The organism is Desulfovibrio sp. JY, assembly GCA_021730285.1.
Lineage (GTDB): Bacteria > Desulfobacterota > Desulfovibrionia > Desulfovibrionales > Desulfovibrionaceae > Solidesulfovibrio.
The window spans coordinates 4,176,024-4,202,131 of the sequence record CP082962.1 but is presented as its reverse complement, the minus strand read 5'-3'; the positions used below and the strand labels follow the sequence as shown (position 1 = coordinate 4,202,131).

19 protein-coding genes are annotated in these 26,108 nt (G+C 66.6%); 18 read left to right on the top strand and 1 reads right to left on the bottom strand.

Features of this window, described 5'->3' with window-relative positions; all coding sequences use genetic code 11:
* Window positions 1-20: 20 nt before the first annotated feature.
* Genes K9F62_18840 through K9F62_18830 form a run of 3 tightly spaced genes read left to right on the top strand, consistent with a single transcriptional unit; the run spans window position 21 to window position 3,379 of the window.
* A complete protein-coding gene (locus K9F62_18840) occupies window positions 21-1,244 on the top strand; it encodes a glycosyltransferase (GenBank protein ID UJX40727.1) in 1,224 nt (407 codons plus the stop codon).
* The gene (locus tag K9F62_18835) at window positions 1,189-2,223 is read left to right on the top strand and encodes a right-handed parallel beta-helix repeat-containing protein (GenBank protein ID UJX40726.1); all 1,035 of its coding nucleotides are present in this window, start codon (window positions 1,189-1,191) and stop codon (window positions 2,221-2,223) included. The genes K9F62_18840 and K9F62_18835 overlap by 56 nt, the downstream gene beginning before the upstream one ends.
* A complete protein-coding gene (locus K9F62_18830) occupies window positions 2,213-3,379 on the top strand; it encodes a glycosyltransferase family 4 protein (GenBank protein ID UJX40725.1) in 1,167 nt (388 codons plus the stop codon). The genes K9F62_18835 and K9F62_18830 overlap by 11 nt, the downstream gene beginning before the upstream one ends.
* 40 nt (window positions 3,380-3,419) lie before the next feature.
* On the opposite strand, the gene K9F62_18825 is transcribed toward K9F62_18830, so the two are convergent.
* Window positions 3,420-4,409 (bottom strand): NAD-dependent epimerase/dehydratase family protein, encoded by a 990-nt coding sequence (locus K9F62_18825; GenBank protein UJX40724.1) that lies wholly within the window; start codon window positions 4,407-4,409, stop codon window positions 3,420-3,422.
* A 661-nt stretch (window positions 4,410-5,070) separates the two neighbouring features.
* On the opposite strand from K9F62_18825, the gene K9F62_18820 reads away from it, so the two are divergent.
* The 15 genes from K9F62_18820 to K9F62_18750 all read left to right on the top strand — a co-directional run bounded on the left by K9F62_18820 (window position 5,071) and on the right by K9F62_18750 (window position 26,021).
* A complete protein-coding gene (locus K9F62_18820; protein ID UJX40723.1) occupies window positions 5,071-6,324 on the top strand; it encodes a TIGR03087 family PEP-CTERM/XrtA system glycosyltransferase in 1,254 nt (417 codons plus the stop codon).
* Window positions 6,325-6,329: 5 nt separating this feature from the next.
* Window positions 6,330-7,358, top strand: a complete 1,029-nt coding sequence (locus K9F62_18815) for a GNAT family N-acetyltransferase (protein UJX40722.1) — start codon at window positions 6,330-6,332, stop codon at window positions 7,356-7,358.
* Between the two features lie 12 nt (window positions 7,359-7,370).
* On the top strand, window positions 7,371-8,195 hold the full coding sequence (locus tag K9F62_18810; protein UJX40721.1) for an ABC transporter permease: 825 nt from the start codon (window positions 7,371-7,373) through the stop codon (window positions 8,193-8,195).
* A 129-nt stretch (window positions 8,196-8,324) separates the two neighbouring features.
* Entirely contained in the window at window positions 8,325-9,548 is a 1,224-nt protein-coding gene (locus K9F62_18805; protein ID UJX40720.1) for an ABC transporter ATP-binding protein, read from the top strand.
* Window positions 9,549-9,610: 62 nt separating this feature from the next.
* Window positions 9,611-10,558, top strand: coding sequence for a glycosyltransferase (locus K9F62_18800; protein UJX40719.1), 948 nt, complete (start codon window positions 9,611-9,613; stop codon window positions 10,556-10,558).
* Window positions 10,555-11,784: a glycosyltransferase family 4 protein gene (locus tag K9F62_18795; protein UJX40718.1), complete on the top strand. Its 1,230-nt coding sequence runs from the start codon at window positions 10,555-10,557 to the stop codon at window positions 11,782-11,784. Before K9F62_18800 ends, K9F62_18795 begins: the two co-directional genes overlap by 4 nt.
* Window positions 11,781-13,190 carry a glycosyltransferase gene (locus K9F62_18790; protein UJX40717.1) on the top strand — a complete coding sequence of 470 codons (1,410 nt, stop codon included), beginning with the start codon at window positions 11,781-11,783 and terminating at the stop codon, window positions 13,188-13,190. Before K9F62_18795 ends, K9F62_18790 begins: the two co-directional genes overlap by 4 nt.
* Entirely contained in the window at window positions 13,187-14,788 is a 1,602-nt protein-coding gene (locus tag K9F62_18785) for a PBS lyase (protein UJX40716.1), read from the top strand. The genes K9F62_18790 and K9F62_18785 overlap by 4 nt, the downstream gene beginning before the upstream one ends.
* Window positions 14,785-17,604 carry a glycosyltransferase gene (locus tag K9F62_18780; protein UJX40715.1) on the top strand — a complete coding sequence of 940 codons (2,820 nt, stop codon included), beginning with the start codon at window positions 14,785-14,787 and terminating at the stop codon, window positions 17,602-17,604. The genes K9F62_18785 and K9F62_18780 overlap by 4 nt, the downstream gene beginning before the upstream one ends.
* Window positions 17,601-18,653 carry a polysaccharide deacetylase family protein gene (locus tag K9F62_18775; GenBank protein UJX40714.1) on the top strand — a complete coding sequence of 351 codons (1,053 nt, stop codon included), beginning with the start codon at window positions 17,601-17,603 and terminating at the stop codon, window positions 18,651-18,653. Before K9F62_18780 ends, K9F62_18775 begins: the two co-directional genes overlap by 4 nt.
* The gene (locus K9F62_18770; protein UJX40713.1) at window positions 18,637-19,635 is read left to right on the top strand and encodes a GNAT family N-acetyltransferase; all 999 of its coding nucleotides are present in this window, start codon (window positions 18,637-18,639) and stop codon (window positions 19,633-19,635) included. Before K9F62_18775 ends, K9F62_18770 begins: the two co-directional genes overlap by 17 nt.
* Window positions 19,636-19,640: 5 nt before the next feature.
* On the top strand, window positions 19,641-20,834 hold the full coding sequence (locus K9F62_18765) for a glycosyltransferase (protein ID UJX40712.1): 1,194 nt from the start codon (window positions 19,641-19,643) through the stop codon (window positions 20,832-20,834).
* Window positions 20,835-20,836: 2 nt separating this feature from the next.
* Window positions 20,837-23,728, top strand: a complete 2,892-nt coding sequence (locus K9F62_18760) for a glycosyltransferase (GenBank protein UJX40711.1) — start codon at window positions 20,837-20,839, stop codon at window positions 23,726-23,728.
* Window positions 23,719-24,843 carry a glycosyltransferase family 4 protein gene (locus K9F62_18755; protein UJX40710.1) on the top strand — a complete coding sequence of 375 codons (1,125 nt, stop codon included), beginning with the start codon at window positions 23,719-23,721 and terminating at the stop codon, window positions 24,841-24,843. The genes K9F62_18760 and K9F62_18755 overlap by 10 nt, the downstream gene beginning before the upstream one ends.
* Window positions 24,840-26,021 (top strand): glycosyltransferase family 4 protein, encoded by a 1,182-nt coding sequence (locus K9F62_18750; GenBank protein ID UJX40709.1) that lies wholly within the window; start codon window positions 24,840-24,842, stop codon window positions 26,019-26,021. Before K9F62_18755 ends, K9F62_18750 begins: the two co-directional genes overlap by 4 nt.
* Window positions 26,022-26,108 lie beyond the last annotated feature (87 nt).

Here is a 26,108-nt window from a genome sequence, read left to right as displayed (position 1 = left end):
CCAAATCAGGGAGCCGATCCATGCGGGTTCTCGTCTACACGTCGCTGTATCCGGGCGCGGGTCATCCCGGCCACGGCATTTTCGTCGCCCAGCTCGTCAAGGAACTGGCCGGATTGGCCCGGGTGCGGGTCTTGGCCCCGGAAAGCGGCTATGGCTGGTTGGCGGCTTTGCTGCGCCGTCCCGCCGGCCTTGTCGAGCCGATCGTTATGACGGAGCATTGCCGCTTCTGGACCATCCCCAAGGTGTTCAAGTCCCTGGACGGCCGTTTCATGGCCTGGTGGAGCCGCCCAAGCTTCGACCGCGCCATGGCCTTTGCCCCGGACCTGATCCATGCCCACTACGCCTATCCGGATGCGGCGGCGGCGGCCGAGCTGGCCGCGCGGGCCGGGCTGCCCCTGGTGGTGACCTGCCATGGCTCGGACATCAATGTGCTGGCCCGCGATCCGGCGCGCCGGCGCGCCATCGCCCGAGCCCTTAACCAGGCCGCGGCCGTGCTGGCGGTCTCCCGGGACCTGGCCGGCAAAATCGCCGATCTCGGCGTCGATCCCGCACGCATCCGGCATATGCCCAACGGCGTGAACCTGGACAGGTTTCCGCTGGCCGACAAGGCGCAAAGCCGGCGGCGGCTGCGTCTGGCCCCGGACGTCCCCGTGCTGCTGGCGGCGGGACGCCTGGAGCCGGTCAAGGGCTACGACCGGTTGTTGCGCGCCCTGGCCCTGCTTCCCGACGTGCATCTGGTCCTGGTCGGCCAGGGTGGTCAGGAAGGGGTCTTACGGCGTCTGGCCGGGGAACTGGGCCTTGCCCGACGGGTCCGTTTTGACGGCCAGGTGGCCCACGGGACCCTGGCGACCTATTACCAGGCCGCCGACGCCCTGGCCCTGGCCAGCCATAGCGAGGGCTGGCCCACGGTCATCCACGAAGCCCTGGCCTGCGGCACGCCGGTGGTGGCCCCGGCCGTGGGCGGCATTGCCGAGGCCCTGGCCGATCCCCGGGCGGGCGTGCTGCTCCCTTCGGCCGATCCCCAGACCCTGGCGGAGGGCATCCGGCGCGTCCTGGCCCTGCCCGCCGACCCCGCCGGACTGCGCCGCATCGCCGCCGCCCATGACTGGCGGTTTCTGGCCGCGCGGCATGTGGCGCTGTATGCGCGCGTGCTGTGTCCCCCCACCCATGCCCAGGAGGAGGTTTCCCATGCGATCCGTCCGCGTCGTGCTGCTTGCGGCCATACTGCCGCTTCTGCTCCTTGAGGCGTCGCTCGCCATGGGCGGCGCGGAGATCCAGGTCCGGCCCACCGACGATCCGGCCGCGCTCAAGGCCCGGTTGCGGGGATTGGCCCCCGGAACCACCGTGCGGCTGATGCCGGGCGTGTTCGGCAGGGGGCTGAAACTGGCCGATTTGCGGGGCACGCCCCAGGCCCCCATTCGCATCGTCGCCGCGCCCGGAGCCGTGTTGGACGGCCGGCGGGGCCAGGGGGCGAAATCCTTTGCCAACGGCTCCGGCATCCTGCTCGAAAATTCCGGCAACGTGATCCTCGAAGGGCTGACCATCTCCGGGTTCCAGCGGGGCGTCACCGTGGGGGCCTGCCAGTCGGTGACGCTTCAAGGCAACACCATTCACGACGTGGACAGTTACGGGATCATGTCCTACCGCAGCAACGGCACGACCATCACCGAAAACCGCATCGAACGCTGCGCTTCCGAGCACGGCATCTATGTGAGCGACGTGGCCGCCAAGGTCGTCATCTCCAAAAACGTCATTCGCAACACCCACATCAACGGCATCCACGTCAACGGCGCCGTGGCCGGGCCGGTCATCACCGACAACCAGCTCGAGCGTATCGGCGTTTTCCCCACCAAGGAAGGCGGCGCCGCCCTGACCCTGGTCGGCGGGACCACGAACCCCGTGGTCAGGCACAACCGCTTCAAGAATATCCATGGCCAGGGCATCACCCTGGACGCCCCCAATGCCGTCATCGACGCCAATACCTTCGACGTCTGCTCCTGGAGCGGCATCCTCGGCCTGCCGCACGCCATGGGCCTGCGCCTGACTGGCAACGATTTCCGCACCGTGCCGGTGATCCCGCTCCAACTGAGCCCGGCCATCATCGCTTCGGTGACCGCCTCCGGGAACCGCTACCCGGCCAGGCTTCCCGTGTGCGAAACCGTCGACGGCAAGCGGCGTTATTCCCTCAAGGACTGGCAGGCGCTGGGGAAGGATGTCCACTGAGCCCCGAAGCCCCGTGGTGGTCTACCACCACCGCACCCAGGGCGTGGATGCCCAGGGCATCCATATCCACGAGATGTGCCGGGCCTTCGAGTCGCTGGGCTACGCGGTGGCCAAGGTTGCCTTGCACGCCAAGGAAGAGCCGGGGCGGGAATCCCGTCCCGGGCGCCTCGGCAGGCTGCTCTCCCGCCTGCCGCCCGCGGCCTACGAACTGTTGGAACTGGGCTATAACCTGGTCGGCGTTCCCCGGCTTTACCGGGCGGTCAGGCGGCATCGGCCCGCCTTCGTCTACGAACGCTACTCGCTGTACAACCTCTGCGGGGTCGTGGTGTCGCGGTTGGCCGGCGTGCCGTTGGTCCTCGAGGTCAATTCCCCCCTGGCCAGGGAAAAGGCGCGCCATGGGGGCGTGGCGTTCGGGCGGCTGGCCCAGGCCGTGGAGACGTACATCATCAACCATGCCACCCGCAGCATCGCCGTCACCGGCGTGCTGCGGCGCATGCTGGCCGAGAAGGGGGGCGACGCGGCGCGTATCGTGGTCATGCCCAACGGGATCAACCCTGGCGAGTTTCGGCGGCCCTCGCGTCCCGAACGCCGGACCGGGGATATGGTCAGGATCGGGTTCGTGGGCTGGTTTCGGCCTTGGCACGGTCTGTTGGAAATGGTGGAAGCCTTGGAGCGGCACGGCCTGTTTCGCGAGGGCGTCAGCTTGCTGCTGGTGGGCGACGGTCCGGTCAGGCCGGCGTTGGAGCAGCTGATTAAGGCTCGCGGCCTTGGGGATCGCGTACGCATCACGGGGGCCACCCCGCGCCGGCTTCTTCCCGGCCTGCTGGACGAGGTGGACATTGCCGTCCAGCCGGCGGCCACGGCATACGCCTCCCCCATGAAGCTTTTCGAATATCTGGCCGCCGGCAAGGCCGTGGTGGCCCCGGATCAGGACAATATCCGCGAGGTGGTGCGCCACGGCGCCGAGGCGCTCCTTTTTGCGCCCGGCGATTGGGACGCCTTCGCCGGGCAGGTCCGGGCCCTTGTCCGCGATCCGGGCTTGCGCCGGCGGCTGGGGGAGGCCGGACGCCGGTCCATGCTCGAAAATCGGCGGACCTGGACAGATAACGCGGCCCGGGTCGTGGCCTTGCTCGGCCAGCCGTTCCCGGGCCGCTGACAGGCGGGCAATCCCAAACGGGCGCGCGCCTGGATGTCGGTTACAGGGCGATCGGGGTTTCCTCCTCGGTCGGGGCGGCCAGCTCCCGCATGCCGGTCACGGTCAGCGCCAATCCTTCTTTGATACGTGTTTGCGGCACCCAGCCCGTATGGCGCAGGAGCTTGGAGTTTTCCGCCACCGAACAGACGATATCCCCCCGACGCGCTTCGACGTATTTTGGGGCGTGGGGAATCCTGAGCAGGCGCGCCGTCAGTTCGGCCAGGGTGTTGATGTTCACCCCGTGGCCGGTGCCCACGTTGTAAATGCCGGAAAGCGGCTTTCGCCGCATGAACCCCGCAGCCGTCATCAAGGCCCGCAGGGCGTCTCCCAGAAAAAGAAAATCCCGAAGCTGCAAGCCATTGCCATGGATGATCGGCGGGAGTCCCTCCTGGGCCCTTTCCAGAAACTTGCGCACGACGCCATCGTAGGGGCCGGCCTTGGCCCGGGTGGGGCCGTAGATGTTGAAAAAGCGCAGGGAGCATCCATAGCCGGATTGCTCGATGGCCTGGGAAACCAGAAACTTGGATAATCCGTAGGGGCTTGGGGGATCACCGGCGTCCGTTTCAAGGGCAGGCCGGAAGAGGGGCTTGCCGTATTCGGCGGCGGAACCGGCGAAGACGAACGTCCGGCATTGGTTTTGTCTGGCCTTGGCATGCAGGAAAAGGGAGGCCTCGTGGTTGACGTTCATGGTCTCGATGGCGTGGTCCATGGAATAGGGGACGCTGATGATGGCCGCCAAATGAAAGATGGCGGTTAACGGTGCATGTTGTGTGATGAGCCTGTCGATAAAATCCGTGTCCGTTATGGATTCGTTGTGGAATTCAAAGGCGGGGTGCTGCATGAATTCCGTCATGTTCTCCAATGAGCCGGAAAAGAAATTGTCGATGCCGATGACGCGGTGCCCATTTCGCAAAAGTCTTTTGGTCAGGTTCGATCCAACATTTCCGGCGCAGCCAGTGACGACACATGTTTGATTGATAGCGTATGTCATATGCGATGTTCCTGTAGGTGGTATGATTTGACGTTGTTTTGTGGTATATTGGTATTCCGTAGTTTGCTATTTATCGTATTGTTTCATGGTGTTCCAATAACGTGGTCGATTTGAAAATTGCATCGCATAGTTGTGACTCCAATAATGTTTAATGTATTACTTTAACATATTGCATCCGTTGCCTTGTGCTCGGAACAGCAAACGTCGTGCCCTTTGAGACGGCGAAAAGTGTCCTGGAATCCCAAGAAAAAACATCGGCGATGCAGGGAAGGGTCGGATTTTGGCAGGTTCCCCGACATCGTTTGTCGGTATTGTTTACATGTCCTGCGGTGGGGCGGCGTTTTTCGGCCGGGAGGCCGGAGGAGGGCAACCGGATCTCGGTCCTGCGCAAAAAGACCGCCGAGAATGGGGGAAAACACCCACCCCCGGCTTCGCCGCTGCAACGGAGGGCGTGCGGCAGTGGGAAGGCTTTTCGATACGATGGGCCGCACCGCGCGGGAGCGCGCGTCGGCGCCTGGCCCAGGGACGCCGGATGAAAAAACGGCTGCATGCGGCGTGATTACGTGTCAGCCCCCATCGCGGGAGACTCCGCACAGGCGTAAGGAGGCAAAAGGCAAGGGAAGGATTCGGCGATGAACCCCGGTTGACTGGGAGGCCCAACATGTTGCGGGAAAGCACGGTACGACCCTTACGGCGCGTCCCTGATGGGCGCACGGACGGGGCGCGGGAAATCCTCGTGTTGTGCCACCGCATCCCCTATCCCCCGACCAAGGGCGACAAGATCCGGTCCTTCCATCTGGTGCGGCATCTGGCTCGGCAGGGCTGGCGCGTGCACCTCGGCGCGTTGGTGGATGATCCGGCCGATCTGGCCCACCGCGAGGCCTTGCGCCCGTACTGCGCCAGCCTTGCCGTGGAGCGGCTTCCCCGGTGGCGCAAGTTGCGGTCCCCCTTGGGGGTGTTCGCGGGAACGTCCCTTTCCGTGGCCTGTTTTCGCAAGCGCGCCTTGCAGGACTATGTGGATGAGGTCCTGGCCTCGCGGCCCATCGCGGCCGCGATGGCGGTCAGCGCGCCCATGGCCGAATACCTGCGCCAAAGTCCCGGGCCGTTGCCGTCGCGGATGCTGCTCGACCTGGTGGATGTGGATTCCGAGAAATGGCGCGATTATGCCGGCCGCGCCGCCTGGCCCCTTGCGGGGCTCTATGCCCTGGAGGCGCGGCTCCTTGGCCGCTACGAACGCCTCGTCGCGTCGCTTTTTGAGGGCGTGCTGTTGGTCTCGGAGGCGGAAGCCTCGCTTTTCCGTCGCGTCAGCGGGGTACGCGGCAAGGCCCGGGCGCTCTCCAACGGCGTGGACCTGGACTATTTTTCCCCGGCCAGCGGCCTGGCGGCGACCATTCCCGGCCGCCTGGTCTTCTGTGGGGCCATGGATTATCGGCCCAACATCGACGCCATGATCTGGTGCGCCACCACCGTCCTGCCGCGTCTGCGACAGGCTCTGCCGGAAACGACCCTGTGTATTGTGGGGGCCAACCCCACCCCCCAGGTACGGGCCCTGGCCGCGCTCCCCGGCGTGCGCGTCACGGGCGCCGTGGCCGACGTGCGGCCTTTCGTGGCCGGGGCGGCCTTGTCCGTGGCTCCCCTGCGTCTGGCCCGGGGGCTGCAAAACAAGGTGCTGGAGGCCATGGCCATGGGCAAGCCGGTCCTGGCCACGCCCCAGGCCTTTGAGGGGATCGAGGCCGTTGCCGGCCGGGATCTGGCCGTGGCCCCGGACGAGCCCGAGGCCTTCGCCGCCGCCGCCCTGGAATTGCTGCTGGACCGCAAGGCCGCGGCGGCCATGGGCGCGCGCGCCAGGCGGCGCATGGAACAACGCTACGCATGGGCGGCCCGGCTGGCACCGCTCGAAACCCTGTTGGAGTAGCCGGCATGCGCATCCAAGTTGTCGGCGAGGCCGCGCGCGCGGCCTGGGACGCGTTCCTGTCGCGTCATCCCGGGGCGACCCCGTATCACCGCTGGGCCTGGATGGACGCCGTCCAGCGCGCCTACGGCTTCGCTTATGCGCCGCTTGCGGCCTGGCGCGACGGCCAGGCGGTCGGCGTCCTGCCCCTTGTCCGCCTCCGCCTGCCAGGGCTCCCCGGCTGGCTCGTTTCCGTGCCGTACGGCGACCTTGGCGGCCCCTTGGCCGAGGATGCCGCCACGGAGCAGGCCCTGGTGGACACGGCGCTGGAGCAGGTCCGCCGTCTAGGGGCGGCCGGACTGGAGCTGCGCCGGCTGGGGCGCGAACCGCAGGGAGGCTCGAAAGTCCTTGTCCGCAGGGCGCTGCCCGCCGGCGCGCCGGTGCTCATGCGCTCCTTTCGCTCCAAGCTGCGCAGCCAGATCAACAAGCCCCAACGGGACGGCCTCAGGGCGCAAACCGGCGGTCCGGAGTTGTTGCCGGTCTTTTATCGGGTCTTTTGCCGCAACATGCGCGACCTCGGTTCCCCGGTTCATGCCCTGGACTGGTTCCGGGCAGTGCTTGGCGGCTTTGGTGACCTGGCCCGGGTGACCGTGGTCTCGCTGCCGGACGGTTTCCCGGCCGCCGCCGCCATCTGGCTGGTCCAGGGACGAATGGCCTTCAATCCCTGGGCCTCGTCCCTGCGCGAGCACAACCGGGCCAATCCCAACATGCTTCTTTACTGGTCCATGCTCTCCCGGGCCGCCGGCGAGGGGGTGGAGGATTTCGACATGGGCAGATCCACGCCGGGCGGCGGCACCCACCGTTTCAAACTCCAATGGGGCGGGCGGGAAGTCGGGCTTTCCTGGGAGCGCTTCGCCCCGTCCGGCCGGTCGCAGCCGCCTTCCGGCGTAACCCGGCCCGGCAAGGCGCGAAAGGCGCTGGCCGCCTGCTGGAGCCGGCTGCCCCTCCCCATGGCCAATGCGGCCGGACCCGTGATGCGCCGTTATATCTCGCTCTAACAGGATGGAACCATGTTGCATTTGAAAACAGCTCTACGGCTCTGGGACTATAGGGAACTCCTGACGACCCTGGTCTGGAAGGAAATCGTGGTGCGTTACAAACAGGCCTACTTCGGGCTGCTGTGGACGGTGCTCAAGCCCGTCATGCTCACGCTGGTCTTTACGCTCATGCGGAGCTTCATCGGTATCGACAGCGGTTCCGTCCCCTATCCCGTGCTGACGTTCGCCGCCCTGATCCCCTGGGTCTTTTTCCAGGAAGGGGTCGGGCTTGGCGTCAACAGCATCGTGAACAACGCCGGGTTGGTGAAAAAGATCTATTTTCCCCGCGAAGTTTTTCCCCTGGTGTCGGTCCTGACCAAGATGGTGGAATTTTGCATCGATATGGCGGTGCTTTGGGGATTGATGACCTGGTACGGCCTGTCGCTGACCGGGCAGGTCGTCTGGCTGCCGCTGCTGCTCGTCTATCTGGTCCTGACCTCCTTGTCGGTGAACCTGATCGGCGCGGCGCTCAACGTCTTTTACCGCGACATCTCCCAACTGCTGCCCGTGGCCATTTCCCTGGCCATGTACGCCTCGCCCATCATCTATCCCCTGTCCCTGGTCAAACAGGTGCTTCTGGTCTCCCAATCCGCCGGCCCCCATTCGCACCTGCTTTATTTTCTTTACACCCTGAACCCGCTGGTCGGCATCGTGGACGCCTTTCAAAACGTGCTGCTCCACAACAGGCCGCCGGACATGTCCGTGATCTGGCCCGGAGCCATGGTCGTGGCCGTGCTTTTGCCCATCAGCTACGAAATCTTCAAACGTTCCGAGGATGCTTTCGCCGACGTGATTTAAGGCTGGGTTCTGTGGGCACTATGCCGGAGATATTCGTCGTCAGGAAACGCGCGGGTCTGTGACCGGCGCAATCCAGGCAACCCTTTTCATGGACGCCATGCGAGCGGACCCGAGGAGCGACGATTGGCCATGGCTGTAATAGAAGTCACTGCAATGACGAAGGAATTCCGATTGGGACAGATTTCCACCCTCAAGCAGAGTCTGCGCAATCTGCTGTGCAGGGTCACGGGGCGGCCGACGGAAAAAAACGGGCGCTTCAACGCGCTGGCCGATATCGATTTTTCCGTCGCAACCGGCGAGGTCGTGGGAATCATCGGTTCCAACGGCGCGGGCAAATCCACCCTGCTCAAGATCTTATCGGGCATCACCGCGCCGACGACGGGCACGGTCCGGGTTAAGGGGCGGGTGGCCCCGCTGATCGAGGTCGGAGCCGGGCTGCACCATGAGCTTACCGGCCGCGAGAACATCTACCTCAACGCCTCCATCCTGGGCGTCCCCCGCCGGACCATCGAAAAGCTGGTGGACCCTATTTTGGAGTTCGCCGAAATCAAGCCTTTCGCCGACACGCCGGTGAAAAAATACAGCTCGGGCATGAAGGTCCGCTTGGGATTCGCCATTGCCACCAATATCGAGGCCGACATTCTCATTGTCGACGAGGTGCTGGCCGTGGGCGACATCGCCTTTCAGCGGAAATGTTTCGACAGGATCGAAGACCTTATCGTCAAACAGAAAAAGACCGTCCTGCTCGTCAGCCACAATATCCGGCAGGTGCAGCGCATCTGCTCCAGGGTGTTGCTGTTTCAGTGCGGCAGAATCATTGCCGATGGTCCCACACAGGACGTCTGTCGCCTCTTTTTCGAACAAAGCGACAAGATCATTTACGACAGGAACGTCTCCAGATGGGGCACGTTTCAAACAGTGGACGGTTTTGAACTGGTGTCGCTTGATATGACAAACGGTCGCGGCCAGCCGGTCACGCGCCTGCGCAGCAATACGCCGGTGGAAATACGCATCCGCTACCGCAACGAGCATCCCATGCTCCGGCCGAAATTCGGTATTGGCGTGCATACGTCGGACTTCTTGTACCTGACGACCTATGACAGCCGCCATGAGATAGAAATGGATGTTGTGCCGCCAGGGGAACACGAAGCCATCTGTCACATTGCCAGGCTGCCCTTTACCCCGGGAATCTATTCACTGCGCCTTGGCGTCAGCAGCGGGCTGCTCGAAAAAAACATCTTCTACGGCGAGAACCTGCTCAATTTCCAGGTGGAAGGGGAAGAATGCTTCCGCAATGTCGTCGGCTCCGAAGGCTTCATCATGCTTGACGCAACATGGCGGCAACTGTCCTAGGCCGGCGTTTATGCCACGTGCATTGGAAAAAGCGACAACCTCGTGATCGTCCGGAGTCGATGATGGACATGAAGATATCGGTTGTCATCCCTTTGTACAACAGGGAAAGATACATACGATCCTGTGTGGAGAGTGTGTTGCGACAGACGTTTCCTGTCCATGAAATCATCGTCATCGACGACGGCTCCCGGGATAACGGCGGCGAAGCTCTACGTGACTATGTGGAACAGAAATCCGTTCGGTATTTTTACCAGGAAAACCAAGGAATTTCCCGGGCCAGGAATGCCGGCGTGGCTGTGGCGACCGGCGACCATATCGCCTTTCTCGACTCCGACGATCTGTGGCTGCCGGCAAAACTCGAAAAGCAGGTCGCCTTTCTGCGCCGGCATAACCACATCGAGTTCGTGCACAATGACGCCGACCTTATCGATGGGCAGGGCAACATTGTCGCCGATGTTTCATGTTTCCGTTTTTATGTGCAAGGGCGATGTTTTGAAGAAGTCTTGCATTACTGCGGCATCAATACCTCTTCGGTCCTGGTCTCCAAACGCCTTCTCGACGCTGTCGGCCTTTTCGACCCGCGCTTGCAGGGGTCCGAGGACTACGAATTTTTCATGCGTAGCGCCGCACGCTACGAGATCGGCTTTGTCAATGAAAAGCTGACGCTGTATCGCAGGCATGCCGAGGGCGCTTCGGCCGATCGCATCAATATCCTCATCCAGGCGATCAAAGCGGTAGATGTCTTTTGCGAGAATACGAACGCCGACAAAAAAATGATTGCTGTTGCGACACGGCAGAAGGGGAAACTGTATTTCCGCATAGCGCAACGATTGTTTTTCGAGTTTTCACGAAAATCCGCGGCGCGCAGCAATCTTTTTCTTGCTTTGCGGCATCGCTATTTTTCTTCCGAAATGTTGCCCTTGCTCCTTGAAGTGCTTTTCCCCAATGAAGCGCTCAAGACGCTTCGCTGGTACAGAAGAAAACTCGCAACCGCCCTGAAACGCACATGACGACGCACGCCTCCCCCCCCCGCATCGGCTACCTCCTGCGGACGTTTCCCGTGCTCTCGGAAACCTTCGTGGCCGGCGAGATTCGCGCCCTGGCCGCCTTGACGGGGCATGGGCCGGTGGTGGCGGCCCTGTATCGTCCCGGACCGGGGCAGGGGGGTGGTTGGCGGCCTGGCCGCGCGGATGCGTTGCTCTATTGGCGCGATATCGACAAACGCCATGTGCGGGGGCTCGTCCGGGCCCACGCCCGGTTCCTGGCCGGCGCGCCGGTTCGGGCCGTTTCCTGTCTGGCTCGGTCCAAGGCCCCGTCGCTTCCCCTCAGGGACCGGATCAAGGTTCCGGTGCTGGCGGACTTTTTCGTCCGGCACGGCGTGACCCATATCCATAGCCATTTTGGCTGGGAACAGGTGGAGATGCTTGCCCACCTGCACCGGCTGACCGGCCTGCCCTACAGCCTGACCCTGCATGCCGTCGACATCTTCGTGGACCCGGCCGGGCTGGCCGCACGATTGTCCGGGGCGGCCTTCGTGGCCACCATCAGCCGCTACAACAAGGCCTTGCTGGTCGAGCGATTGGGGCTGCCGGCGCAAAAAGTCCATATCGTGCATTGCGGTGTGGATTTGCCGGCATTCCCTGTTTGTCCCGTCTCGCCGGGGCCGGTGCCGCGGCTGGTGTCCATCGGCCGGATGGTGCCGAAAAAAGGGTTTGAAATCCTGCTGCGGGCCCTGGCCCTGCTCCGTACCAAGGGCTTTGCCTTCGAGGCGGAATGCGTGGGCGACGGGCCGCTGGCCACCCAGCTCGAGCGCTATGCCGCCGGCCTGGGGCTTTCCGGGGCGGTACGCTTTACCGGGGCCCTGGAGCCGGACGAGGCCAGAGCCCGGTTGCGGCGGGCCGATTGCTTCGTCCTGGCCTGCCGCCAGGGACCGGATGGGGATATGGACGGCATCCCGGTGGCCCTCATGGAGGCCATGGCCCTGGGGCGGCCCGTGGTCTCCACGCGCTTAAGCGGCATCCCGGAGTTGGTGGAAGCGGAATGCGGCCTGCTGGCCGAACCCGACGATCCGTTCTCCCTGGTCGACAGACTGCAGCGGATTTTTACGGACACGGAACTGGCGGCGCGCCTGGCCCGGGGCGGGCGGCGGCGGGTCGAGCAGGCCTTTACCCTGGAGGGGCAGGCCCGGCGGATTCTGGCCCTGGCCGGCGGTGGCGCGACGGAGGGGCGGGCATGAGAATCCTTGTGTGCTGTGCCGATTGGGGCGTGCCCCTTTGCGGAAGCGCCGGCTCTTCCGTGCATCTGCGCGCGCTGGCCAAGGCCCTGTCCGGTTTGGGCCACGAGGTGCGGCTTGTGGTCAGCAATGCCGACGGCGACGTCCTACCGCCCCTGCCGGTGGACGTCGTTGCCCCGGCGCGGGTCTGGCCGGCGGTGCACGGCTGCATCGAGCGCCTCCGGGGCCGGGAAGGGGGCCTCACGGCCCTGTCGATCCCCACCAGGACCTTCGCCGGGCCGGTTCCCGCCGCGCCGGCGGGATGCGGGGCGCGGATCTTCTGCCGCGAGCCCGTGGCCGTGCGTTCCTGGAAGACGCGCCTTTACTACAACACATTGCCCTGGCTGGCCGACCGGGCCCAGGAATGCGTTTCCCATCCTGTCCGCTTTGGCCGGGCCGTGTCCCGAATCATGGCCGATTTCAGGCCCGACGCCGTCTACGAACGCTACGCCCTGTGCCAGACGGGCGTAGCGCGGGCGCTGCGCCCGGCCTTAAGCGGGCGGGTGCCGCATCTTCTGGAAGTCAATGCCGCCTTGTCCAGGGAGCGGTTTGACGGCGTGGCGGGCGCCGGAGTCCTGGGCCGGTGGTCCGCGCTGGTGGAAAGGCGGTTGTGGCGCGGGGCCGACCGGGTCGTGTGCGTCTCCGAAAAACTGCGCAGCCAGGCCGTTTCGGCCGGGGTCGAGCCGGCCCGGGTGTTGGTCATGCCAAACGGCGTGGACCTGGAGGCGTTCTCTCCGGATCGTCCCAAGGGGCGGCTGCGCAAGCGGCTTGGCCTCGGGCCGGAAACACGTCTTATCGGCTGGCTTGGCGCGCTGTCCCCCGGCCGGGGAGCGGAGGCGTTTGTCCGCCTGCTGGCCCGGGCGCTGCCCCGGATCGGGCAGGCCATGGGCGTGGTCATCGGCGGCGGCCCGCTGGAAGGGGACTGTCGCCGGCTGGCGGCCGCGCTGGGCATCGCCGACCGGGTGGCCTTCACCGGCCCGGTCGCGCACGAACGGGTCCCCGATTTTCTGGTGGATCTGGACATTGCCGTGGCCTGTTATCCCAAACGCGGGGATTTCTACTTTTCGCCCATGAAGGTGGCCGAATACCTGGCCTGCGGATTGCCCGTGGTCGCCGGGCGCACGGGGCATAAGCCCGAGCTGGTCGCTGACGGCGAAAACGGCCTGCTGGTGGAGCCGGACGATGCCGACGCCTGGGGGCGGGCCTTGGCCGCAGTTTGCCGCGATGCCGCCCTGCGCGCCCGCCTTGGCCGCGCGGCCAGGCAGTCGGCTCTGGCCGGTCCCACCTGGCGCGGCAATGCCGAACGCGTGGTCCGGGAAATCGGGCGTTGTCGGCAGGGCGCATCGCCGGGGGGGAGGGCGCGGCCATGACGCAGCGATACGTTGTCGTGCTGCCCGAGCCGATGGACCGGGCCGGTTGCCGCAGCCCCTCCCTGGTGGAGCGATTGCAGGGCATGTGCGGTCGGGAGCGCCTGTTTTTTCCCGCCCTTGGCGTGTCGCCGGCCCGGCTGGCCGGGGTGCTGCTGGAGAGTCGGGGACAGCCAGGGCGGGTCACGGTCAACGGACGGCCCGCCAATATCCTGTGGCGTCGTGGGCGGCGCATGCTGCTCGCTCCCGGTCCCTTCTGCCGCTACGAAAATCAGGTCTCTGTCAGCCGGGGGGCCGGCGACGTGGCGCTGTACCCGGTGGTGGACGCGACCGGGGATATCGCGGCGCTGGGCCTTGCGCCGGGTCGCGCCTGGCGTCTGCAAACCCTGGAAGGCCAGGATGCGGGACCGGCTCCGGCGTCGGCCCCAACCAGCGCATGCGGCGGCGAGGTGCTTTCGGGCCTTGTTCGGGGCCTTGCGGCCATGGTCGCCGGCAATGGGGATGTCTGGTCCTTTTACGACCTGGCCGAAAAGACGTTCCGGCTGGCCGGCTGGCGTTGGGATACGGGCCTTGTGCTGGAGGCCCTGGCGGCTGCCGCCCGGCATCGCATTGTAAAGGGCGTCGACAGCGTGGCCAGGGTGGTGGCGGATCGGTTGATGGCCTCTCGCCTGACGCATCCGGACTGTCTGGGCGGATTCCCGGAATGGACGGACTTGCGCTACGGCACGTCGCCGCATGGGGTCGGCCGGTGGGTCGTCCCGTTTAACGCGGCGTTTATCGCCGTCGGCCTGCAGCGTCTGGGCGAGCACTGCGACGCCCCGGCGTATTCCCTGGCCGCCAGGGAGAGCCTGCGGTTGGCGGCCGCCAAGGGACTGACGGCCGCGGGCGGCGTGGCCGGCTATTATTTCGAGCAGGCCCGCCGCTGGCAATACGTGGGGCAGATAAACGATTCCGGCGTCCTCGGTCGCGGCCTGGCCCTTTTCCCCGGGGAGGCCTGGGCGGCCGAGGCGGCCGGCCGGTCCTGTGCGTATATCCTGGACAAGGCGGTCCGGCCCGATGGCCATATCGGCCGGGCCTGGTGGGACCCGGTCGGGGCCTTTCCCCCGGGGCCGCCCCTTTTCCCGGAGTGGAAGCGCCATCCCGGTCGGGTGGTGGCCAAGGTGTTCTTGCGCGGTCAGGCCTGGGTGCTCATGGGCCTGACCGGCGCCTTGCGGCTGGGAGCGGCGGGCCGGCTGGGGCAGGCGGCGCGCCGGCTCGTGGATTTCATCGTGGACGCCCAATGCGACGACGGCTCTTGGCTCTACAGCCGCAATCAGCCCGCCCTCGGCTCCTGCGCCAAGACGACCGCCGCCCTGGCCCTGGCCCTGGCGGAATGGTCCCATACGACGGGGGAAACCTGGCCCCTTGCGGCGGCGCGCCGGGCGCTTGGCTTCCTGGAGGCCAGCCGCCAGCCCCGGGACGTGCCGCCTGCGTTGGCAGGGATGCCCGTCGACACCTCGGCCGAGGGCTGCATCATCTATTTTCGCGACAGGCCGGTGGTGTGCGCCTACACGGCGGCCCTGGAGCTTTTGGCCCGGCTGGCCCTGGAGGAAACGCCGTGAGAATCCTCCACGCCTGCAAGCACTTTTACCCCCGGGTGACGGGCGTGACCAGCCACGTGGAGCATCTCGGCCGGGAGCAGATGCGCGCCGGCCACGAGGTGGCCGTGGCCACTTGGCACGCCGGGGGGGCGGAGCCTTCCGCGTCGGCCCTGCCGGTCTTCCGGGTCCCCCCCGGGGAGCGGGAGGCGCTGGTCGGGCGCATGGAAGCCTTTGCCCCGGACATCATCCACGCCCACTCGGTATGGGACGCGTCCCATGCCGCCGCCCGGGCGGCGCGAAAGCTCGGGCGGCCCTATGCGATCACCCCCCACGGCACCTGCCATCTGCTGACGGCCGCCCAGGCCTCGATTTCCTGGAAACAGCGGCTGCATTGGAGCGCCTGGCGACGCCGCGCCTTCTGGCTCGACCTGCTGCGGGGGGCCGGCGTCGTCATCGCCCTCAATACTCTTGAGGAACAATATTCCCTGACGGCCGGCGTGCCTTTCGATCGCATCGTGCGTGTGCCCAATGCCGTGGATGTGGACGTGTTCCATCCCGCCGAAAGCGGGGAGGCCTGGCGCGGGGATACGGGCGGGGCTTGTTTCACGGTGCTGTTTGTCGGGGCCATGGAGGAAAACAAGGGGATCTTCGAAGTGATCGAAGCCGCCGCCTGCCTGCAGACGCGCTTGCCCTGCGTGCGCTGGCTGCTTTGCGGCGACGGCCCCGATCTGGAGCGCTCCCTGTTGGCCGCCGCCGCCAGCGGCGTCACCGATGTCGTCTCTTTCCTGGGGCGGGTGGAACGGGTCCGGGTCCCGGATTTGTACCGGCAGGCCGACGCGGTGGTCGTGCCCTCGCATATGGAGGCCTTTTCCACGGCGCTTTTGGAGGCCATGGCCAGCGGCCTGCCCTGCGTGGGCACCAATGTGGGCGGCACACCCGGCATCATCGACCGGGACAAGACCGGGTTTTTGATTCCCAAAAACGATGCGCGGGCCTTGGCGGACAGGGTCTGCTGGCTGGTCCGGCACCCCCGGGAAGCCGCGGCCATGGGCCGGGCCGGTCGGGAGAAGGCCCGGCGGCAGTTCGCCTGGCCCGGCGTTGCCGCCCGCATCGAGCAGGCCTATCGCCTGGCGCTGGGGCTGGTCGTGGCCTGCCTGCTCCTGTGCCGACCGGCCCTGGCGGCCGAGGTGGCGGCGCTGGACATGCTGACCATGGTCGATCCGAAAAGCGGTCTGGACTGCGCCGATCCGGCCCGGGACTGGCGGCGGTCCAATCCCGTCTGGGACGGCGCGGCGATCGCCTTGTCCCTGGCCCGGGGCGAGACGGCCGCGTTCCAATTGATCGTGCTCCCCGGGCCCGGCGAGCGCCTGGAAGATGTCCGCGTCCAGGTGGAACTGCCGGGCGCCGTGTCCTGGAAGGCGTATCGCGCCTGGCACATCTGGAACGTGGCGGAAGTGGCCGTCCCCATAGGTTCCGGCCGACCGTCCTTCGATATCCCCAGCCGACTTCCGCTCGAACGCCGGGCCACGGGCGACTACCGGGCTTTTGCCCTCGTGGTGGAGCTTGCCGTCCCCCGGGATTGTGCGGGCGAACGGTTGCAGGGCCGGGTCCGCTGCGCCTGGGCGGGCGGCGGCGCGACCCTGCCGCTTCGCCTGACGCCGTTACCGCTGCGCCTGCCCCGGCGGCCGTCCTTTCTCGTGGAAATGAATTCCTACGGCGATTACCTGCGGCTGCTGCCGGGGAATCAGGCGACCTTTCTGGCGATTCACCGCCTCTTTCGGGACTTCCGCTGCACCTTCACCCTGGTCCCGTACCGGCAGGCCGGCGAGGTGGTGCTGGATTTTCTGGTCCCGGCCGTAACGGCGGCCGTGCAGCCGGATTTTACGGCTTTCGATGCCGCTGTGGCCGGACTTTTCACCGGCAGCGCCTTTGCCGACGGCCAGCCCCTCAGCCATTTCCTGCTGCCTTTTCAGGCGCAGTGGCCCGTTCCCCTGGGCGCGGACGCTGGCCGCTACGCGGCGGAAAACGTCCGCTTGCGCCGGGCCTTTGCCGCGCACATCGCGGCCGCTGGCTGGCGGGAGACCCGGTTCCAGGAATTTCACAACGAAAATCCGGAGCATGGGGCCAGGGTCCCCTGGCGGCTGGACGAGCCGGTCACCGGGCGGGACATGGCCGGCCATGAGCTGTTTTTGGACTTTCGCGCAAAGGCCTGCGCGGCGGCCGGCGGGGCGGCCTGCCCCCTGCGCTACCGCATCGACATCTCCGACTGGCGGCCGGTCCGGGGCTGGTTGCGCCGGCTGGCCGACGACGGGGTGACGGGCTGGTCCGTCTCGGCCGATCCCGCCTTTCTGGACAAGGACACGGTGGGCTTTTTCCGACAGGCCGGCGGCGCGTGGCTGATGGCGTACGGCGAACTGCCGGGCTTTGCGCGCGACGGCCGGCCCACGCCCTGGTCGCGCTTTCCGGCCCTTTTGGCGCGGTTTTCCGCCATGGGAATGGACGGCTACGCCCAGTGGCTGGTGGATTGCTGGCGGGACAAACCGCTTCCCGGCGTGCCCACCGTCGCGGTGCCCCTTTTTTACGCCAACGCCGCCGGGGCCAGGGATTTTTTATGGCCGGGCGCTTTCCTCGGCTGCGACGGCCCGTTGCCCTCGTTGCGACTTTTCGCCCTTCGGGAGGGCCTCAATATGCTGGATTACCTGGCGTTGGCCCGAAAATGCCGGCCGGAGGCAGCCCGGTTCCTTGGCGACGCGCTGGCCGCCGCGACCGATGCCGCGTCGCTCTATACGCTCAAAAACAGGATCGCCGCTGCGGCGATGGGACGGTGCGGACAATGAACGCGACGGTCAAACGCTTCATGGCCAGGGGCTGTCTGGGGCTCGGCCTCGACAGGATCATCCGCAGGACCGCTCAGGGGCGTTTCGTGATTTTGATGTTCCACCGGGTGGTCTCCCCGGCCACGCTCAAGGCCAGCGCAAACGCCTCGTTGATGGTGACGGAAGAGTTTTTTCGCGCCCTGGCCGAAACCCTGGCCGGGCGCTGTCATTGCCTGCCCTTGCGGCAGGCCGTCGCCCTGGCCGGGGTCGGAGCCGAGTATGCCAAGCCCGTGGTGGCCATCACCTTCGACGACGGCTACGCCGACTTTTACGACGCGGTGTTCCCCGTTCTCCGCAAGCTTGGCCTTCCGGCCACGATGTTTCTCTCCACGGGATATCTCGACCTGCCGGAGCGGTCTTTCTGGTGGGATGCGGCGGAAGCTTTTCTGGCCGGTTCCCGGGATTTGGAGCGCTTTGCCCGGGCCGGGCTGCCGGCGGCCTTTTGGCGGGATCTTCGGGCGGTCGCCGCGTCGCCGTCGCCGGAGCGTATTTCGGCCTTCATCCGGGGGCCGCTGCGTCGCCTCGATCCCACCGACCGGACCCGTTTTCTGGGGCTGCTTCCGCCGGCGTCCCACAGGCGGCCGGCCATACTCAGCTGGCCGCAGGTCCGGGCCATGGCCGCCACGGGCCTGGTCGATTTTGCCGCCCACTGCGTCACCCATCCGCTGTTGGCGGAACTCGATTGCACCAGCGCCCTGGCCGAAATCGCGGCCTCCAAACAACGCATCGAGGAAGAGACGGGCCGCCCGGTGACCGCGTTTGCCTATCCCGGCGGCAGCATCCCTTTGTTTTACAAGGACGCTTTGACCCAGGTGGGGATCGATCTGGCCGTCACCACCCGGTTCGGGGGCAACGACGGGCGAAGCGACCCGTTGCTGTTGCGGCGGGTGGATGCCCGGTTGTGCGGCGCCAACGGCGCTTTCGACCCGGCCTCCTGCCTGGCGGTGTGTTCCGGTTGTTTCGATTGGCTGCACGATCTGCGGGAGAGGCGTGATGCGCTGGTCCATTGATGACCTGGACGGGCTTTCTCGCGACGCTCCCGCCGTCACCGACGAGGGTTCCTGGCTTCGGGCCTGTGCCGCCGTGGAGACCGGAAAACCGGTGGTCCTGCGCCAGGACGGGGTGTTTTTGCCCTTGTGCTGGCAACGGCGGCACGGCCTGTCGGTGGTGGAGGCGCTTGGCCAGGGACAGCGCTCCGTGGCCGGCCCGGTCGGCGTGGCCAACGCGCCCATGCCGGTTTTGGGGCTTGCGGATCTGCCGGCGCGGGCCGATCTCCTCGATTTTCGCCGCTTTCCGGCGGTCCACGCCGACAGCGTGTTCCCCCGTTTCCCCTCCCGCTTGGCCCGTGTCGACGCCGCCTGTTTCAAGCGGTCCCTGGCCGTCGACGAAGAGGCTTTTCTCGCCTCCCTGTCCAAGGGGACGCGCAAGGACCTGCGCTATGCGATGCGGCGGGTGGAACGCACGTTCGGCAAGGATTCCCCGGGGCACGAGGCCGTGACCCTGAGGGCGGGAAACCGTGAGGCGGCCTGGAACCGGGCGGCCGCCCTCGCCAAACGCAGCTGGCAGGGGAAGGCGGGCGTGTCCGTCGTGACGGATGGTAAGAAGGAACGCTTTCTTAAACGATTGATGGAAAACGGCATGACCGTGAAAATCCATTTTTACTCTTTGGGAGATAGCCTTGCAGCTTTTGCCATAACAATGGAAAATGGGAAAGAAATATTGATATATGCCCATGAATACGATGCTGCGTATGCCAAGTACCAGCCTGGGCACATCCTCAATTTCTCCATCATTGCGACAGCGCTGGTAAGCGGCATTTCCCTGCTCGATTTTGGCGTTGGAGAGACGCCGCATAAATACGAATGGCAGTGCAGCCGAGAGACGTTATGGAGAATTCTCGTTCCGTTGACCTGGAAAGGGCATCTGGCGCTTGCCTATCAGAAGGCGCGCTGGTTTTGGGGTGGCCTGCGAAACCGCCCGAAGGGGAGGTAAGGGGTATGGCTGTCGGAACGCCTGTGCTTGCCCGCCCTGTCGACACGGCTGCCGGCGCGGCCTTGCCACGGTTGGAGGGGCTCCGCCTGGCCCATTTGATTCTGGATATGGGCTTTGGCGGCGCGGAACGATTGGCCCAGGACATTGCCATCGCCATGCAACGGCAGGGCGCCCGGTGCCATGTCGTGTGCTTTGACGCCGTTTCCGGCAATACGGAGCCCCTGACCCGCCACGGCATCCCGGTGGAATGCGTCAAACGCCGGCAGATGTTCTTTGATGGCCGGACCTGCCTGCGGCTGCTGCGGCGTTTGAAGGCCCTCGGCATCGGGCTTCTCCACGCCCATGACCTGACCAGCCTGTCCTACGCCGTGACGGCGGGGCTTGTCCTTGGCATTCCCGTGGTCGCAACGGAACATAGCCGGCATTATGTCGCGGCGCGCCGGCTGCGACGGCTCGAAAAACGGGTGCTGTGCCTGGGGGTGCGCCGGCTGGTCGCGGTTTCGCCGGGGCTCGCCCGGGCGAGCGTGCACCGGGACCGCATCGCTCCGGGCAAGGTCGCGGTCATTGAAAATGGCGTGGACGCGGCACGGTTCGCCCGGGCCGATGGCCGTCTTTTCCGTGCGGAACTGGGCCTTGGCCCCGGCGCTCTTTTGGTGGGCATGGTCGGCCGGCTGGAGGCGATCAAAGGGCCTGGGGTGCTGCTGGAGGCTTTTGCCGGTTTGGCCGGTCTTTTTCCCGAAGCCCGGTTGGCCTTCGTCGGCCAGGGGAGCCTCGCAAGCATGCTGCGCACCAGAAGCGAGGCTCTGGGCCTTGCCGATCGGGTCCACTTCCTGGGGGCCAGGTCGGATATCCCGGCGGTCATGGCCGGGTTGGACATCCTGGCCCTGCCATCCCTGTCCGAAGGACTGCCCCTGGCCTTGCTGGAAGGCATGGCCGCGGGGCGGCCGGTGGCAGCCACGGCGGTCGGGCGGGTCCCGGGCATCGTGCGGCCGGGGCGCGAGTGCGAAAACGGCCTGCTCGTGCCGCCTGACCACCCGCAAGCCCTGGGCCGGGCCCTGGCGGCGCTGCTCGGGGATGCGGCGCTTCGGGAGCGCCTCGGCCTGGCGGCGCGCCAGCATATCGCCAGATACTACGACCAGCGGGACATGTTCCGGAAGTATCAGGACGTGTACGCCCAGGCCCTGGACGGGAGGGCCTGACCATGTGGGCGCGGTCCACCTCCGATCCCCACGATCTGGTCACTCCCCTGCTTTCCTGGCTGCGTCGCCTCCAGGTCCGGGAAGCCGGCTACGACCAGGGCGGCATTCGCGATCCTCTTGACGGGCACGTGGCCGGCGAGCACTACGCGGCCACGCATTTCGCCTGGTGCTGCGCCCTGCGCCACGCGGCCAGGCCGGATGGGGACCTGCTGGCGGCGGCCCTTGAAGCCATGGCCTTCCACCTGCGCACCTCGCGGGACGCCTATGCCCCGGGGAACTGGTCCTACCATTGGGATTTCAACAACATGGCTTCCGTGGAAACCTATTTGCTGTTGCGGGAGGCCGTGCCGGACGCCCTGGGCGAGGCTTGGCTGGCAAGTCTGCAAAGTTGGAAAACCAACGTGCACTGGGCCGTCAACTGGGTGGCCATGCGGGCCCTGGCCCATTTCAGGCGCTTCGGTATTTCGGGGGATGCCGCGGACCGGCGCGTGGCCGAGGAATGGCTGGCCTACGTGCTGGGCTCGCAAAAGCAGGACGGCGGCATCGAGGATGTCCGGGGCAGAAGCCTGCCCAGCCAATACCATGCCTATACCGCCTGCCTGCTGCACCGCCTGCTGCCGGAACATCCCCGCCTGATCCGGACGGTCGTCAGGGCGGCGCGCTGGCTTTTGGCCATTACCGCCCCCGATGGCGAAAGCAATGCCCTGGGGCGTGGCCAGGGGCAGATTTTCGGCTACGCCTGTGCGCTCTATCTCTTCCGGGCCGCGGCGACCCTGGATCCGCCTCTGGCTCCCCAGTACCGGTTCGCGGCGGCCAGGACCATGGACCGGCTGCGCCGGTTCCAGACCGGGGAGGGCTGGTGGCCGCTGGTCCTCAACCGGCTTCCCGTAAGGCGTCGGGCAGGGTGGTACGACTATCATCATCTGAGCGTGTACAACGCCTTCGTTGCCGTCTGGCTGACTCTGGCGGCGGCTTTGCCCCTGCCGCCGGGACCGGCCGCGCCGCCCGAGCCGGGCGTTGTCTGGCTCAAGGATTCCGGCCTGCTGGCGGTGCGGCGTGACCGATGGTTCGTTCTATTCGGCTCCGGCAGGGAAGGGGCCGGCTATGCGACCGAGGCGGGCATCACCCCGTATGATCTTTTTTGGGAAGGCCGGCCGTTGTACCGCTATGTCCAGGGGCCGGGGCCGGGGAAATACGGCGCCTTGGCCCGGGACCGGGGGCAGGAAGCCAACTGCTGGTCGCCGCTGTGGCGGGTGGGACAGGGCCCCTGGCAGGCGCCGACCGAAGCGGAAGGGACCCTGGAGCCGGGGGCCGGACCTCATCGCTGGCTCCTGCGCCTGGAGCGCCGCAGCGCGCTCTGGCAGCGGGAACTCGTGCTGGGACGACATTTTCTCGAGGCCAGGGACACGTTGGATTTCCTGGATATTTCTCCCGAATCTCGCGGCGTGACCATTCGAACGCATAATTTCGTCTGGGCCGCCGACAGGCCCTGCCAGATGGGGCCGACGTATCTTCGGGATACGATGGGTGGCGTCGTGCTGCGGCTTTGGGGCGGGGGTCCCCTGACCGGAGCCGGCACGTTCGAGACGGCCTGGGGCGAAACCCGCGTGCTGGCTGCGGAGGGGCAGGACGGGGCCGTCCGTTGCGGCTGGCGATTGCGACGGGGCCCGGCCCGGCCCGGAGGCCGGCTCCCGGGGATCGTCTGTCTGAGCTGGGATCCCTGGTCATCCCTTTGGAAGCGCAAGCAGCGGCTGCTTTTTGAACTGGCGCGTAGCGGAAGGTCGCCGCGAACCCTGTATGTGGAGCCCAGCATGCCTTTGACCGGGATCATCGAGGATGCCTGGGCCCTCGTCCGGTCGCGCGGGGATCGCTACCGCCGGTGCTTGTACGGCAAGCCCGTGGAACTTGGCCACGGGTTTCATCTGGCCTCGCCTCTTTGGCCCTGGCCGGGGCGGCGTACCTTTCCGCGACTGGAGCGGGCCAACCATCGCTCCTGGTTGGCCCAGTTGCGCCGTTTCGTGAAGCATGTCGGCTTTCCCGACGGCTATGTGCTGTGGTTGTACCACCCCTCCCAGCGCGACGCCCTGGATGCCTTGGGCGACGACGCGGAACTGGTGGTGTTCGACTGGACCGACGACTGGCTGTTGGCCTTGCCCGGGGACTATGACCCCGAGGCCCGGAAAATCCTCGAAGACAACCAGCGGGAAATGCTGTGCCGGGCGGATGTGGTTTTCGCCGTGTCCAACACCCTGACCAAGCGGGCCAAGGTCTGGTGCCCGGAGGTCCATTGCCTGCCCAACGCCACGGACCCGGAGGTGTTCCGGCCCCGGGAGCCGGGGCAGCCCGAGCCTCCCCTCATGGCGCGCCGGCCCGCCCTGGTCTATCTTTCCCAGATTACCGAACGGCTGGACGTGGCGCTGGTGCGCGCGGTTGCCCTGGCCAGACCGGACTGGACCGTGCTTCTGATCGGTCCGGTCGTCGGCCCCGAGACGCTGGTCGACCCGTTGCGGACCCTGCCCAACGTGGTCCTGGTCGGTCCCTTGCCCGTGAAAGAGGCCGCGACGCTGGTCGCCCAGGCCGACGTCTGCCTCTTGCCCCACCGGGAAGACGCTCTGACAGGCACGCTCGACCCCATCAAGCTCTACGATTACCTGGCCACGGGGCGGCCCATCGTGTCCTCGGCCGTGGCCATGCATCGTGACGTCGCGCCCCTGGTGCGGGTCGCCAGCGGTCCCCGGGCTTTCATCGAGGCTGTGGAGGCGGCTCTGGCCGAACCACCCGGGGCCGCGGAGCGCCGTTGCCGGGCGGCCAGGGCCCATACCTGGGTCAGGCGGGCCGGGCAGGCCGCCGATGTGCTCGAACGGTTTTTCCCCAAGGAGGCGTCATGCGTATAGCCGTGGACGCATCCGTGCTGCGTCTGCCCGAACTGCGGGGCATCGGATCCTATTTGTGCGGGCTCTTGGCTACCTGGCCCGAGCCGGAGGACGAGTTTTTGCTGCTCAGTCCCGACCCGATCCCGGCGCAACGGCTTCGCACCCCGGCGCGTGCGCGTGTTGTCGTGGCCCCCGAGCCACGCGGCAGCCGGTTTCATGTGTGGCGTTGGCTGACCCTGCCCCGCGCCGTGCGCCGGCTTGGCCCCGATCTGTTGTGGAGTCCGGCCAACCAGGCCGTGCCTGTGACCGGGGTGCCCCAGGCGGTGACCGTGCACGACACCCTGTTGCAGGAGTGCGTACGCCACGACAGCCTGCTCGAACGCTTCTACCACGGCCGGCTGAACCCCTGGTGGGTGCGGCGTCATGCCGCGCGGATCATCACCGCGAGCGCTTTTTCCCGGGAGCGCATCGCCACGGTTTTCGGCTGCGATCCCGGTCGCATCCGGCTGATCGTCGACGGCGTCAATCTGCCGGTGCGGCCCTTTGCCGCCAGGGAGCAGGCCCGGGCGCACCTGCGGGAAACGGACTTGGTCGCGCGGCCGTATGTCCTGGTTTTCGGAGCGGAAAGCCCCTGGAAAAATACCGAAGGAGCCCTGCGGGCGTTTGCCCTGGTCGCCAGGGAGGAGCCGGGGCTGGATTTTGTGGTGGCCGGGGTCCAGACCCGGGTTCGGGAGCGGCTCTGGGCCCTGGGCCGGGAACTGGGGCTTGCCTCGCGGCTGCGCCTGCCGGGCTTCGTGTCCCCGGCCGACCGGGACGCCTTGTACCAGGGCGCGGAGGTCTTCCTCTATCCGTCACTGTTCGAAGGATTTGGTCTGCCGCCTCTGGAAGCCATGGCCCTGGACACGCCGGTGGTCGCCTCCGATGCGGCCTCCATCCCCGAAGTGACCGGCAGGGCGGCGCGTCTGGTCAACGCCGCCGATCCCGGAGCCCTGGCCGGGGCGCTTTTGGAGGTCCTGCGCTCGCCGGATCTGCGGCAAGCGCTGGTCATGGCCGGCCGGGACAATCTCAGGCGTTTTCGTTGGGAGGACACGGCCAGGGCGCATCGGGAGCTTTTTGCGGAGTGTGCCGCGTCATGAAACGCATCCTCGTGGTCGAGACGGGCGCCGGCTTTGGCGGGGCGTTGACCAGCCTGGCAACATTGCTTTCTTCCTTGGATGCTACCCGCTTCGAAGTGCATGTGCTGACCGCCTATCCTCAGGAGTGGATCACGGCGGGGGGAGCGGTGGCGCGGGTGGGGGAGTTGCCCCGGCGGCGGCGTTATGGCCCGGGCAGCGTTCTCGAAAAAAGGTTGCGACCGGTTCTGGGAAGACGGGCCGGCAATGCCGCGTTTCTGGCCGACCTGCTGACCACCGGCCGCCGGTTCGCCCGGAGCGTGGCGGCCTATGCCCGGGAGCAGCGGATCGACATCATTCAGGGCAACAACGGCATTCTCATCAACGATGCCGTGATCCTCGGCGCCAGGTGGGCGCGCCGGCCCTGCGTCATCCACGTGCGGGGCGAGGAATATCCAAGCCGTCCGGGAAGCTGGCTGGCCGCAAGCGTGGCGCGTTTTCTGGCGGTCTCCCGCTTTGTAAAGCGCAGTATAAAGGCCCTTGGCGTTTCGCCGCAGCGCATTGTCCTGACCCCGGAAGGCCTGGATGCCGCCGCTTTTGCCCTGGGCGCCGACGGCGGGGCCTTCCGCCTGCGCCACAACCTGTCCGCAGGGCTGCCTTTGGTCGGGCTGGTGGCTTGTCTTGCGGGCTGGAAGGGGCATGACGTCTTTCTGGAGGCCTGCGCCCAGGTTCTGCCCGCAGCCGGGGCCGGCGCGGTGATCGTCGGCGGGGAGCCGGACGGTTCGGGCCTGGAATTGTCCCGCCTGCGGCAAAAAGCCCGTATGTCAGGCATCGGGGATCGGGTCTGGTTTACGGGGCATGAGGCGGATGTGGCTTCGGCCATGGCGGCCTGTCAGGTGGTGGTCCATGCCTCCACCAGCCCGGAGCCCTTCGGCCGGGTGATCCTCGAAGCCATGTCCCTGGGCCTGCCGGTCATCGCCTCCCGGGCCGGTGGACCGGAAGAGATCGTCACATCCGGTACGGACGGATTGCTGGTGACGCCGGGCGATGCCCGGGCCTTGGCCCGGACCATGCGGCGTCTGCTGGCCGATGCCGGGGAGCGAGAGCGTCTTGGCCGGGCCGGCCTGGAAAAGGTCCGCGAGGGATACGGGCTGCGACGCCATGCCGCCATCGTGGAGTCCGTGTGGGACGCGCTGGCATAGTGCGGGTCGGACGGGGGGGAAGGGCAGCCGGCCCGGGAGCACAAAGGTCTTGCCTCGGCTGGAGGGTTGCTCGTTCGCAACGAAAGG